General features: G+C 57.0%; 11 protein-coding genes. 7 read left to right on the top strand and 4 right to left on the bottom strand.

Going from position 1 to position 12,203, the window contains the following annotated elements; genetic code table 11:
* Positions 1-148: 148 nt before the first annotated feature.
* A complete protein-coding gene (pdhR, locus tag PU683_RS20330; RefSeq protein WP_023480248.1) occupies positions 149-913 on the bottom strand; it encodes a pyruvate dehydrogenase complex transcriptional repressor PdhR in 765 nt (254 codons plus the stop codon).
* 538 nt (positions 914-1,451) lie between these two features.
* Here pdhR and aroP point away from each other — a divergent pair.
* The 3 genes from aroP (at position 1,452) to PU683_RS20315 (ending at position 5,351) form a co-directional block, all read left to right on the top strand.
* A complete protein-coding gene (aroP, locus tag PU683_RS20325; RefSeq protein WP_277174441.1) occupies positions 1,452-2,822 on the top strand; it encodes an aromatic amino acid transporter AroP in 1,371 nt (456 codons plus the stop codon).
* 172 nt (positions 2,823-2,994) lie between these two features.
* On the top strand, positions 2,995-4,401 hold the full coding sequence (locus PU683_RS20320; protein WP_277174440.1) for a glycoside-pentoside-hexuronide (GPH):cation symporter: 1,407 nt from the start codon (positions 2,995-2,997) through the stop codon (positions 4,399-4,401).
* Entirely contained in the window at positions 4,401-5,351 is a 951-nt protein-coding gene (locus tag PU683_RS20315) for a glycoside hydrolase family 43 protein (protein WP_277174439.1), read from the top strand. The genes PU683_RS20320 and PU683_RS20315 overlap by 1 nt, the downstream gene beginning before the upstream one ends.
* Positions 5,352-5,366: 15 nt before the next feature.
* On the opposite strand, the gene ampE is transcribed toward PU683_RS20315, so the two are convergent.
* Both ampE and ampD read right to left on the bottom strand, forming a co-directional pair.
* Positions 5,367-6,221 carry a beta-lactamase regulator AmpE gene (gene ampE / locus PU683_RS20310; RefSeq protein ID WP_277174438.1) on the bottom strand — a complete coding sequence of 285 codons (855 nt, stop codon included), beginning with the start codon at positions 6,219-6,221 and terminating at the stop codon, positions 5,367-5,369.
* A complete protein-coding gene (gene ampD, locus PU683_RS20305; RefSeq protein ID WP_023480445.1) occupies positions 6,218-6,781 on the bottom strand; it encodes a 1,6-anhydro-N-acetylmuramyl-L-alanine amidase AmpD in 564 nt (187 codons plus the stop codon). The genes ampE and ampD overlap by 4 nt, the downstream gene beginning before the upstream one ends.
* A 129-nt stretch (positions 6,782-6,910) precedes the next feature.
* On the opposite strand from ampD, the gene nadC reads away from it, so the two are divergent.
* The 4 genes from nadC to hofC all read left to right on the top strand — a co-directional run bounded on the left by nadC (position 6,911) and on the right by hofC (position 11,012).
* On the top strand, positions 6,911-7,804 hold the full coding sequence (nadC, locus tag PU683_RS20300; RefSeq protein WP_277174437.1) for a carboxylating nicotinate-nucleotide diphosphorylase: 894 nt from the start codon (positions 6,911-6,913) through the stop codon (positions 7,802-7,804).
* A 177-nt stretch (positions 7,805-7,981) separates the two neighbouring features.
* A complete protein-coding gene (ppdD, locus tag PU683_RS20295; protein ID WP_277174436.1) occupies positions 7,982-8,416 on the top strand; it encodes a prepilin peptidase-dependent pilin in 435 nt (144 codons plus the stop codon).
* Between the two features lie 9 nt (positions 8,417-8,425).
* Complete coding sequence (gene gspE / locus PU683_RS20290) at positions 8,426-9,820, top strand: type II secretion system protein GspE (RefSeq protein ID WP_277174435.1); 1,395 nt, start codon at positions 8,426-8,428, stop codon at positions 9,818-9,820.
* Positions 9,810-11,012: a protein transport protein HofC gene (gene hofC / locus PU683_RS20285; protein WP_277174434.1), complete on the top strand. Its 1,203-nt coding sequence runs from the start codon at positions 9,810-9,812 to the stop codon at positions 11,010-11,012. Before gspE ends, hofC begins: the two co-directional genes overlap by 11 nt.
* A 39-nt stretch (positions 11,013-11,051) precedes the next feature.
* On the opposite strand, the gene PU683_RS20280 is transcribed toward hofC, so the two are convergent.
* A complete protein-coding gene (locus PU683_RS20280) occupies positions 11,052-12,095 on the bottom strand; it encodes a GMP reductase (RefSeq protein ID WP_277174433.1) in 1,044 nt (347 codons plus the stop codon).
* Between the last annotated feature and the right edge of the window lie 108 nt (positions 12,096-12,203).

Raw genomic sequence — 12,203 nt, 5'->3', positions numbered from 1 at the left:
TTGATTGTCTGGAACCTGTCCCATTGCACTCTGACGGCCTGTAAAGGTTCGTAAAAGTGCAATAAGACAGGTTCTGCGTTTAGTTGCCGCGCTCTAAAAGTTGGCGCTGTTGTTACAACTCTTCCGGCACAAATTGCGCCAGAAAATTCTAATTCTTACGCTGCTCCAGCCGACGCAGAGAGCGTTCACGACGACTCTGTTCACGGCTGCGATCCAGCAAAATCTCTTCAATAAACGCCAGATGGCGGTGCGACGCTTCACGCGCCTCTTCCGGTTTGCCAGCCATGATTGCGGCGAAGATGCTCGCGCGATGGTTGCTGACCAGCGGAAGCATCTCGCGGCGGGCGTAGAGCAATTCGAAGTTTTGACGAACGTTCTGCGCCAGCATCGGCTCCATGCAGCGTAGCAGATGAAGCAGGACTACATTATGTGCAGCTTCCGTTACGGCGATTTGATACTGCACTACCGCGCTGGACTCGGCGTCCAGATCGCCTGACTGTTGGGCCAGCTCAATGGCGCGATGCAGTTCGCCAATCCGCACTTTGTCTTCGTCGGTACTGCGCAGCGCCGCATAATAAGCAGCAATGCCTTCCAGTGCATGGCGCGTTTCGAGAAGATCAAATTGGGATTCGGGATGATCGGTCAGAAGCTCAACCAGCGGATCGCTGAAGCTCTGCCACAGACTGCTTTGGACAAAGGTTCCGCCACCCTGGCGACGGAGAAGCAGGCCTTTCGCTTCGAGACGCTGGATGGCCTCGCGCAGTGAAGGACGAGAAACGTCGAACTGTTTGGCCAGTTCGCGTTCTGGAGGAAGCTTTTCACCGGGACGGAGCGTCCCTTCGAGAATCAAAAACTCCAGTTGCTGCTCAATCACATCGGAAAGTTTAGGTTGGCGGATTTTGCTGTAGGCCATTGTTCCCTGTCTCTGCCACTCGCCCGGAGTAAATTGGTCTTACCAATTTCATATTGTTGACGCTAAAGTAACAAAGTATTCACCTTCTGTCCATACAGGTTTTGATTGAAATCAGGAAACCACGCACATTTTAACAACTAAACAGAAATGGCGTTTCAAAGATGTAACCTTACATAAATGACTCGTTTACCCCTTTAGAGTGAGCTCTCTCTTTCCCGAAACGCAAATTACTGAATCTGAACCGATTCAGTTTTCCACCAGCTGCTTTTTTATTCACTTTGTATGCATAAAAAGAAGTGTGGGAATGGATGGAGGGGTATGAGGGGTAGTGACGCGCGCTCTTTTTTTCATCAGCTCGTCATTAAGGCATCATAAAGCAGATGCATTCCCCTTCGCTTACCACTATTCTTTGGCATGCGAAAGGTCTCAAGTTAAAATTACCCTGCCGTTTCGTAAAGCAAATAATACATATAAATGGAACTTATTCCTTACACGCTCACCATAGCGTAAACATAATAACCACACACGAGGTTTCATAATGGAAGGTCAACAGCACGGCGATCAGCTAAAGCGCGGCCTTAAGAACCGCCATATACAGCTTATCGCGCTGGGCGGTGCTATTGGGACTGGGCTGTTTCTGGGCAGCGCGTCAGTCATCCAGTCGGCCGGGCCCGGCATTATTCTCGGCTACGCGATTGCCGGTTTTATCGCATTTCTGATTATGCGCCAGCTTGGTGAGATGGTGGTTGAAGAGCCGGTTGCCGGCTCCTTCAGCCACTTCGCCTATAAATACTGGGGCAGTTTTGCCGGCTTCGCTTCCGGCTGGAACTACTGGGTGCTCTATGTGCTGGTCGCCATGGCGGAACTCACGGCGGTCGGTAAATATGTCCAGTTCTGGTGGCCGGAGATCCCAACCTGGGTCTCTGCTGCCGTCTTCTTTGTCGTTATCAACGCCATCAACCTGACCAACGTAAAAGTGTTCGGCGAGATGGAGTTCTGGTTTGCCATTATCAAAGTGGTGGCCGTGGTGGCGATGATCCTCTTCGGCGGCTGGCTGCTGTTTAGCGGCAGCGCAGGCCCGCAGGCGACAGTACGCAACTTATGGGAACAGGGCGGCTTCCTGCCGCACGGCATCGGCGGCCTGGTGATGATGATGGCGATTATCATGTTCTCTTTCGGTGGGCTGGAGCTGGTCGGTATCACCGCGGCGGAAGCGGATAACCCGGAGCAGAGCATTCCCAAAGCGACCAACCAGGTGATCTACCGCATTCTGATCTTCTATATCGGCTCGCTAGCGGTGCTGCTCTCCCTGCTGCCATGGACCCGCGTAACGGCTGATACCAGCCCATTTGTGCTGATCTTCCATGAACTGGGCGACTCCCTGGTGGCCAACGCGCTGAATATTGTGGTGCTGACGGCAGCGCTGTCGGTCTATAACAGCTGCGTTTACTGCAACAGCCGCATGCTGTTTGGCCTGGCCAAACAGGGCAACGCGCCGAAAATGCTGCAAAAAACCGACAAGCGCGGCGTGCCGGTTAACACCATTCTGGTCTCTGCGCTCTTCACCGCCCTCTGCGTGCTGATTAACTACCTCGCCCCGGAATCCGCCTTTGGGCTGCTGATGGCGCTGGTGGTCTCCGCGCTGGTGATTAACTGGGCGATGATTAGCCTCGCGCATATGCGTTTTCGCCGCGCGAAGCAGCAACAGGGCGTGAAACCGCGCTTCCCGGCGCTCTTCTACCCGCTGGGGAACTGGATCTGCCTGATCTTCATGGCGGCGGTGCTGGTTATCATGGTGATGACGCCGGGTATGGCGATCTCCGTGTGGCTCATCCCGGTCTGGATTGCCATTCTTGGCGTCGGCTACCTGGTACGACAGAAAAATGCAAAAGCGGTAAAAGCGCACTGATTGAGTTTGCCTCTGCCCTCTCCCGTCCGGGAGAGGGTTGTTAAACCAATGTTATCTTCCTCACACTTTCCTTTACGTAGCCATTTTGTCCATCACTGCGGCGTGATCCTGCTACGCAAATAAAAATATACGGGCGAATAATCGAACTCATACCTTAGAGGGAGACCCGTCGATGGACACCAATAAACTGTCTGTTAAAGAGAAGATCGGTTATGGCATGGGCGACGCCGGATGCAACATCATCTTTGGCGCCATCATGCTGTTTGTTAACTATTTCTATACCGATATCTTCGGTCTGGCTCCCGCGCTGGTCGGCGTGCTGCTGCTGTCGATTCGCGTTATTGATGCCATTACCGACCCGTTAATGGGCGCACTGGCCGACCGCACGCAGAGCAAATATGGTCGTTTTCGCCCATGGCTACTGTGGATTGCCGTGCCCTACGCACTCTTCAGCGTGCTGATGTTCACCACGCCGGAGTGGACCTATAGCAGCAAAGTTATCTATGCCTTCGTCACCTACTTCCTGCTCTCACTCACCTATACCGCCATTAACATCCCCTACTGCTCACTGGGCGGCGTCATCACCAACGATCCGAAAGAGCGCGTGGCCTGCCAGTCCTACCGGTTTGTGATGGTCGGCATCGCGACGCTGCTGCTGTCGCTGACGCTGCTGCCGATGGCGGAGTGGTTCGGCGGCGCGGATAAAGCCAAAGGGTATCAGATGGCGATGACGGTTCTGGCGTTTATCGGCATGTGTATGTTCCTGTTCTGCTTTGCTACGGTGCGCGAACGCGTGCGCCCGGCGGTGCCGACCAATGACGATCTGAAGAAAGATTTCAGGGACGTGTGGAAAAACGATCAGTGGGTGCGCATTCTGCTGCTGACGCTGTGCAACGTCTGCCCCGGCTTTATCCGTATGGCTGCCACCATGTATTACGTCACCTGGGTGATGCAGGAGAGCACCCACTTCGCCACGCTGTTTATCAGCCTGGGCGTGGTCGGCATGATGTTCGGCAGCATGCTGGCAAAAGTGCTGACCGACCGCTGGTGCAAACTGAAAGTCTTCTTCTGGACCAATATCGCGCTGGCGATCTTCTCCTGCGGCTTCTACTTCCTCGACCCACGCGCGACGGTGATGATTGCGGTGCTCTACTTCTTGCTGAACATCCTGCACCAGATCCCCTCCCCACTGCACTGGTCACTGATGGCCGATGTGGATGACTACGGCGAGTGGAAAACCGGCAAACGTATTACCGGTATCAGCTTTTCCGGCAATCTCTTCTTCCTGAAAGTGGGTCTGGCGGTGGCGGGCGCGATGGTCGGCTTCCTGCTCTCCTGGTATGGCTACGATGCTGGGGCCAAACAGCAGAGCGCCAGTGCGATCAACGGCATCATGCTGCTGTTTACCGTGATCCCGGGCGTCGGTTATCTCATCACCGCAGGCGTGGTTCGCCTGTTAAAAGTCGACCGTGAATTGATGAAACAGATCCAGGCGGATCTGGAAAAACGCCGCATTAACTATCATGAGCTGAGTGACAGCCAGAGCGTACCGGCGGTGAAAAACGTAAGGAATGCATAATGAAAACGTGGCCGAATCCCTTTATTGAACAGCGCGCAGACCCGTTTATTCTGCGCCATCAGGAACATTACTACTTTGTCGCCTCGGTGCCGGAGTACGATCGCCTGGAGATCCGCCGCGCCACAACCCTCGACGGGCTGCGCAGCGCAGAGGGCGTGGTGGTGTGGCGCAAGCCACAAAGCGGGCCGATGAGCGAGCTTATCTGGGCACCGGAACTGCATCACATTGATGGCAAATGGTATTTATACTTTGCCGCTGCCGGAACCAGGGCGCTCGACAAGCTGAATATGTTCCAGCATCGCATGTTTGTGCTTGAGTGCGCAGATGACGACCCGCTCAGCGGCGAGTGGGTTGAAAGAGGCCAGGTTAAGACGCCATTCGACACCTTTGCGCTGGATGCCACCACCTTTGTTCATCAGGGTAAGCGCTGGTATTTGTGGGCGCAAAAAGCGCCAGATATTGCCGGCAACTCCAATCTCTATCTGGCAGAGATGGAAAACCCGTGGACGCTGAAAGGCGAGCCGGTGATGCTAAGCAAACCGGAGTATGAGTGGGAGTGCCGTGGCTTTCTGGTTAACGAAGGCCCGGCGGTGCTGTTTCACCAGGATAAACTCTTTATCAGCTACTCCGCCAGCGCGACGGACGAGAACTACTGCATGGGTCTGCTGTGGATCGCGATTGATGCCAACCCGCTTGAGCCAGAAAACTGGCATAAATCGCCAGCGCCGGTGTTTAAAACCAGTTATGAAAATCGCCAGTATGGCCCTGGACACAACAGCTTTACACAGACTCCGGAGGGGGAAGATGTCCTGGTGTACCACGCGCGTAACTACACCGAAATTGAGGGCGACCCACTCTACGATCCCAACCGCCATACGCGCCTGAAAACGATTCGCTGGCAGGAAAACGGGATGCCTGACTTCGGCATCCCGGCGGCGGATAATCACTAAACCAGCGGCACGCGGTTACATCAGCGTGCCGTAAATCGTCAGTAACGCTACCACCACGACCACGGCAAACGAGGTCTTCTTCGCCATTGATACCGCCGCTTTCGGCGTGGCGACCTTATCATGATGCGGCTCGCGCGCCAGCGAGAACTGCGCCAGCCGCGTTAACACATGGTATTGCGAGGTGTGGGTATCGCCGAGGGAGGCAAACCAGGCAGGCAGCGCTTTCTCACCATGGCCGATCAGCGCATAGACCACGCCCGCAAGGCGCACCGGCACCCAATCCAGCAGATGTAAAATGGCGTCGATGCCCGATTGCTGGCGCTCGGTCGGCGTCTGGAAGCGCGCCAGCCAGTACTGCCAGGCACGCAAAAAGGCGTATCCAACCAGCAATACCGGCCCCCACGGGCCCCCCACCACAAACCAGAACAGCGGCGCGAGGTAGAAGCGGAAGTTGATCCACAGCAGCGCATTCTGCAACTCGCGCAGGAACTCACGCTCATCGCAACCGGGCGGCACGCCGTGAATCAGCGTCAGCTCACTGGCCATCGCCGTATGGGCGCGGCTGTCGTTACGCACCGCCGCTTTCAGGTAGGCGTGGTAGTGCAACCGCACCTTCCCCGCGCCGATACACAGCAGGCCAATCAGGATCCACACCACCAGCAGCGGGACGTTGAAAAACAGCCCCAGCAGCGCACGAAGAATCAGGAAGGTCACCAGCATGGCTAACGCCGTCATTAACAGCGTTCTCAGCATCGAATAGCGCTTGATGCGCCGGAACAGCACCTCCAGCCGGTGATCCAGCTGCCAGTGCTCTCCCAGTTTAAACAGCCGCTCCGCTGCCAGTACCAGCAGCATGGTGAATAACGTCATGGCATCTCCTTTTCTGACAACGCGGCGACCAGGGCACGAAATTTGGCCCAGTCAAACGCAGGGCCGGGGTCGGTCTTACGTTCAGGCGCGATATCGCTATGTCCGGTCATATTGTCGGCAATCGCCGGGTAAAGCTCAATCACCGTTCGTGTCACCGCCGCCAGTTGGCGGTACTGCGCGTCGGTATACGCCAGGTCGTCCGTTCCCTCAAGCTCAATACCGATTGAGAAATCGTTACAGCGCTCGCGCCCCTGATAAGAGGAGACGCCCGCATGCCAGGCGCGCTTATCGAAAGGCACATATTGCACTATTTCTCCGTCGCGGCGAATCAGACAGTGCGCAGATACGCGAAGATGAGCAATGCCGGCAAAATAGGGATCGGCGCTGGGGTCCAGCGTGCCGGTAAAGAGTGCGTCAATCCACGGGCCGCCAAACTCGCCGGGAGGCAGACTGATATTATGAACGACTAACAGTGATGGCGACTCATCGTCCGGGCGGCAATCATAGTGCGGAGAGGGCACATGCCGCGCCTCCACGAGCCAACCCTTGCGTAACTGCATAAGGAACTCCTTATAGAGGATGGTGCTGAAACACGCTTCAGAGTAGCATGCTTAGGCCGCCTCCCGTAATGCCGGAGCTGCACAACCAAACGCTAACTTTGTGATTCGTTACACTTTTTGGAGCCTATCATGCCGCCTCGCCGCTATAACCCCGACCTTCGCCGTGACGCGTTGCTCAAACGCATTGAACTGGATATTCCTGCCGCCGTCGCGCTGGCACTGCGTGAAGATCTGGGTGGAGAAGTCGATGCGAATAACGACATTACCGCGCAATTATTACCGCCAGAGAATCGCTCCCATGCGGTGGTGATCACCCGTGAAGAGGGGGTGTTCTGCGGTAAACGCTGGGTTGAGGAGGTGTTTATTCAGCTGGCGGGCGACGACGTGACGCTCACCTGGCACGTGGCGGATGGCGATACGGTGCACGCCGATCAGCCGCTGTTTGAGCTGGATGGCCCCTCGCGCGTGCTTTTAACCGGCGAACGTACGGCGCTCAATTTCGTCCAGACGCTCTCCGGTGTCGCCAGTGCGGTGCGCAACTATGTCGCCCTGCTGGAGGGCACCAAAACCGAGCTGCTCGATACGCGTAAAACCCTGCCAGGCCTGCGCACGGCGCTGAAATATGCGGTTCTTTGCGGCGGCGGTGCGAATCATCGCCTTGGGCTTTCCGATGCATTCCTCATTAAAGAGAACCACATTATCGCCGCAGGCTCGGTGCGTAATGCGGTGGAGAAGGCCTTCTGGCTGCACCCGGATGTGCCGGTCGAGGTCGAAGTCGAGACGCTGGAAGAGTTTGACGACGCACTGAAAGCGGGTGCCGATATCATCATGCTGGATAACTTCGCGCCAGAGCAGATGCGCGAAGCGGTAAAACGGGCCAATGGCCAGGCAAAACTGGAAGTCTCCGGCAATGTCACCGAGCAGACGCTGCGCGAATTTGCGCAAACCGGCGTGGATTACATCTCTGTTGGCGCGCTGACAAAGCATGTCCGCGCCCTCGATCTCTCGATGCGTTTTCGCTGATCCGCATCTACTCTCACGGGCCGCTGGCCCGTTTTTTTGCGGCGTATCCCGCAGCAAAGCTGCGCTGTTGTGCAACCGCGATAAAAAAGCCGGAAGCGGCTTTCCGGGCTGCTCTTTTTCCCCTCGCCCCACTTATATCTGCCTGACACAGTAACGGCTCTGCATAAGGAGCCGTCCATGAACAGACAACACGGATTTACCCTCATTGAGCTGATGGTAGTGATTGGCATCGTCGCCATTCTGAGCGCTATCGGCATCCCCGCCTACCAAAACTACCTGCGCAAAGCGGCACTCACCGACATGCTGCAAACCTTTGTACCCTACCGTACCGCCGTTGAGCTCTGTGCGCTGGAGCGCGGCGGCGTCGATAACTGCGACGCCAGCAGCAATGGCATCCCTGCATCGACGACGACGCGTTACGTCGCCGCGCTCAGCGTTGTTAAAGGCGTGGTTTCGCTCACCGGCCAGGAGAGCCTTAACGGGTTGAGCGTGGTGATGACACCGCAGTGGAGCAGCGCCGGGGGCATCCAGGGCTGGGCACGCAGCTGCAACACCGAGGCTGACAGCGCCCTGCAGCAGGCGTGTGAAGACGTTTTCCGTACCGGTCGATAAGGAGCTCTGATGAAAGAGAACAAACTCGAGGCGCTGTGCCGCCGCCATAACGCGGTCTTACTGAGCAAAGATGATGAAGCGCTGGTTATCGCTGTTGTTGGCAGCCCGAGCATGGAGCTAATGGAATCACTCAGCTTCGTTGCCCAACAGCGCGTTGATATTCGCTGCTGGACACAGGATGAAATGGAAAAGCATCAACAACTCGCCGCACAGGCGCTACCTGCGACGCATGCTGCCCTCAGCGAGGAGAGCGGATCGGCGGTGGAGATCATCAACCACACGCTTCAGCAGGCGCTGATGCTGCGCGCATCGGATATCCATTTCGAGCCAGGCGAGATGCACTACGTTATTCGCCTGCGGGTGGATGGCGTTCTGCATCCGCTGTCGCCCCTGCCCTGCGCCCTCTCCGATACCCTGACCGCCCGGTTAAAAGTGATGGGCAATCTGGACATCGCCGAGCGGCGCCTGCCGCAGGATGGGCAGTTCACCGTCACCCTCGCCGATCAGCCGGTGTCGTTTCGTATTGCCACGCTGCCCTGCCGCCACGGCGAAAAAGTGGTGCTGCGGCTGCTGCACCAGGTAAACCAGGCGCTGGCGCTGCCGGCGCTCGGCATGACCGAGGCGCAGCTGGCGCAGTTCAATGCCGCGCTGGCACAGCCGCAAGGTTTACTGCTGGTAACCGGCCCGACTGGCAGCGGAAAAACCGTCACGCTCTACAGCGCGTTGCAGGCGCGTAATAAACCGGAGGTTAATCTTTGCAGTGTAGAAGATCCGGTCGAGATCCCGCTTGCCGGTCTGAATCAAACGCAGATAGCCCCGCGCGCCGGGCTCACTTTTCAGAGCGTGCTGCGAGCCCTGCTGCGTCAGGATCCCGACGTCATTATGGTCGGCGAGATCCGCGATGGCGAAACTGCCGAGATTGCTATCAAGGCCGCGCAGACGGGTCACCTGGTGCTGTCGACACTGCATACCAACTCCACCAGCGAAACATTGGTGCGGATTGAGCAGATGGGCGTGGCGCGCTGGATGATCTCTTCAGCGTTATCGCTGGTGGTTGCCCAGCGGTTGGTGCGTAAGCTCTGCCCCCACTGCCGCAAGTTGGCAACGGAGAGTATTCATCTGCCGGATAACATCTGGACGCGTCCGCTACCGCGCTGGCGCGCTCAGGGGTGCGAAGCCTGTTATCACGGTTTTTATGGCCGGGTGGCGCTGTTTGAGGTCCTTAACATCACACCACCGATACGCCAGGCGATAGCCAGAGGCATGAGCGTAAATGAGATTGAGCAGTGCGCGCGTGAACAAGGCATGACAACGCTTTTCCACCATGGCTGCCATGCGGTTGAAGAGGGTCTGACGACCTTTGAGGAGCTGGTACGGATATTGGGTTACCCGCATGGCGAGTAAGCAACTCTGGCAATGGTCCGGGCTGGATGATAACGGTGAACGACAAGCGGGGCTGCTCTGGAGCGAAAGCCGCGCAGCGGCGGTATTGTGCCTGCTACAGCAACAATGCCATCCGCTGACGCTAAAACGTCGTCCGGTTCGCGCGCGTCTGTGGGGCCCTGAACAGAGTACGCCGCTGCTCAACCAGCTCGCCACCCTGCTACAGGCCGGGCTGACACTGCCGGAAGGGTTACAGCTGATGGCGGAGCAGCATCCGGCCAGACAATGGCAGGCACTGCTGCGCAGCCTGTCAGCGGCGCTCGAACAGGGCGAAACTTTCTCCGCGGCGCTGCGCCAGTGGCCAGAGGTATTTCCGCCGCTCTGGCAGGCGATGATCCGCACAGGTGAACTCACCGGCAAGCTGGACGAGTGCTGCTTCAGACTCGCTGCGCAACAAAAAGCGCAGCATGAACTGAAGCTGAAGGTAAAAAAGGCGCTGCGCTACCCGCTGATTATTCTGTCGCTGACTGCCGCAGTGGTGCTGGCGATGATCTACCTGGTGCTGCCGGAGTTCGCCGCGATCTACCAGACCTTTAATACGCCGTTGCCGGCATTAACGCGCGGCGTCATTGCGGGTGCCGGGCTAATCAAACAGGGCGCGCTGCCTTTGTTGCTGTTTAGCGTGCTGGCAGGTGCGGTGCTGCTGCGGCTACGTAATAACGACAACTGGCGACGTGCCTGTCAGCGGATGTTGCTTGCCAGCCCGGTTATTGGGCCGCTGGTACGCGGGCAGCGCCTGAGCCAGATTTTTACCGTCTTGTCGCTCACCCAGCGTGCCGGTATTGCGTTTTTACAGGGGCTGGAGAGCGTGACCGAAACGGTGGTCTGCCCCTACTGGCGTGATCTCCTGGTGCGGGCGCAGCGGGAGATAACCGAGGGCACACCGATATTTGCCGCGTTGAAAGCGAGCGGTGAATTTCCACCGCTCTGCATACAGCTGGTGCGAACAGGGGAACTCTCCGGCGCGCTCGACAGCATGCTGGATAACCTGGCGCAGTATCACAGTGAACAGACGCAGCGCCAGGCCGATGGGCTGGCGGCGGTGCTGGAGCCGCTAATGCTGGTGGCGACAGGGGTCATTATTGGCGTGCTGGTGGTGGCGATGTACCTGCCCATCTTTCATCTTGGCGATGCGATGGGCGGTACAGGTTGATAGCGGTACAACACGTTACTCGCGTTTACCGCCTGCCGATTAGAGGCTGTTGAAAACGCGGTTTTCCTGTTCCTGAACGCGAATAAAGGTGGTGCGTTTGGTCAGCTCTTTCAGCCGTGAGGCGCCAACGTAAGTGCAGGCGGAACGTAAACCACCGAGAATATCGCGCGCGGTGTTTTCAACCGGGCCACGCAGCGGAAGTTTGACGGTTTTACCTTCAGCCGCACGGTAATCTGCCACGCCACCAACGTGACGGTTCATGGCGGATTCAGAACTCATGCCGTAGAAGAGCATAAACTTCTCGCCGTTCTCTTCCATCAGCGTGCCGCCGCTCTCTTCATGGCCAGCCAGCATACCGCCGAGCATCACGAAGTCTGCGCCGCCGCCAAACGCTTTGGCAACGTCACCCGGCACGGTGCAACCGCCGTCGCTGACGATCTGCCCGCCGAGGCCGTGCGCCGCATCGGCACACTCAATAACCGCAGAGAGCTGCGGATAACCGACGCCGGTTTTCACGCGCGTCGTGCAGACAGAACCGGGGCCAATGCCCACTTTGACGATATCGGCACCAGAGAGGATCAGCTCTTCGCACATCTCGCCGGTTACGACGTTGCCCGCGCAGATGGTTTTGTCCGGCCAGGCTTCTCGCGCCTTCGTCAAAAACTGCACGAAGTGTTCGGAGTAGCCGTTAGCAACGTCAATGCAGACAAAATTAAGGGATGGATGCAGCACAAGGATCTGTTTGGTTTTTTCGAAATCGGCATCGGATGTGCCGGTTGACACCATCACATGGCGCAGCACAGTGTCGGGCTGCGCCTGCACAAAACCTCGCCACTCCTCAACAGAGTAGTGTTTATGTACAGCAGTCAGGATATCGAACGAGGCGAGCGCTTTCGCCATGGCGAATGTCCCTACGGTATCCATATTGGCAGCGATAACCGGTACGCCAGACCAGCGCATTCCTGAGTGCTTGAAAGTAAATTCGCGCTCCAGTTCAACATCGGAACGACTTTTAAGAGTGGAACGTTTAGGGCGGATAAGAACGTCTTTGAAACCTAACTTCAAATCTTCTTCGATACGCATGTAGGGATTCCTGGGGTTAATGGCGCTAAGACAAACTCACAACTCCAGTGACGCTATCATACGCACTAATAAGGTCCGCGCAAGACTGCGAAAATCTCTTTTTTTACG

Source organism: Candidatus Kosakonia sp. 282A-S69, assembly GCF_029433855.1.
GTDB classification, from domain to species: Bacteria; Pseudomonadota; Gammaproteobacteria; order Enterobacterales; family Enterobacteriaceae; genus Kosakonia; species Kosakonia cowanii_A.
Note: the sequence above shows the minus strand (reverse complement) of the source record. Positions and strands in the feature narration are given on the sequence as shown.

What these genes read in the sequence shown, in the direction of transcription:
- gspE (WP_277174435.1), top strand. Translation starts at nt 8,426, where the DNA reads ATGAAAGAGAACAAACTCGAGGCGCTGTGCCGCCGCCATAACGCGGTC.
- PU683_RS20320 (WP_277174440.1), top strand. Translation starts at nt 2,995, where the DNA reads ATGGACACCAATAAACTGTCTGTTAAAGAGAAGATCGGTTATGGCATG.
- PU683_RS20280 (WP_277174433.1), bottom strand. Translation starts at nt 12,095, where the DNA reads ATGCGTATCGAAGAAGATTTGAAGTTAGGTTTCAAAGACGTTCTTATC.
- pdhR (WP_023480248.1), bottom strand. Translation starts at nt 913, where the DNA reads ATGGCCTACAGCAAAATCCGCCAACCTAAACTTTCCGATGTGATTGAG.
- ppdD (WP_277174436.1), top strand. Translation starts at nt 7,982, where the DNA reads ATGAACAGACAACACGGATTTACCCTCATTGAGCTGATGGTAGTGATT.
- ampE (WP_277174438.1), bottom strand. Translation starts at nt 6,221, where the DNA reads ATGACGTTATTCACCATGCTGCTGGTACTGGCAGCGGAGCGGCTGTTT.
- aroP (WP_277174441.1), top strand. Translation starts at nt 1,452, where the DNA reads ATGGAAGGTCAACAGCACGGCGATCAGCTAAAGCGCGGCCTTAAGAAC.
- nadC (WP_277174437.1), top strand. Translation starts at nt 6,911, where the DNA reads ATGCCGCCTCGCCGCTATAACCCCGACCTTCGCCGTGACGCGTTGCTC.
- hofC (WP_277174434.1), top strand. Translation starts at nt 9,810, where the DNA reads ATGGCGAGTAAGCAACTCTGGCAATGGTCCGGGCTGGATGATAACGGT.
- ampD (WP_023480445.1), bottom strand. Translation starts at nt 6,781, where the DNA reads ATGCAGTTACGCAAGGGTTGGCTCGTGGAGGCGCGGCATGTGCCCTCT.
- PU683_RS20315 (WP_277174439.1), top strand. Translation starts at nt 4,401, where the DNA reads ATGAAAACGTGGCCGAATCCCTTTATTGAACAGCGCGCAGACCCGTTT.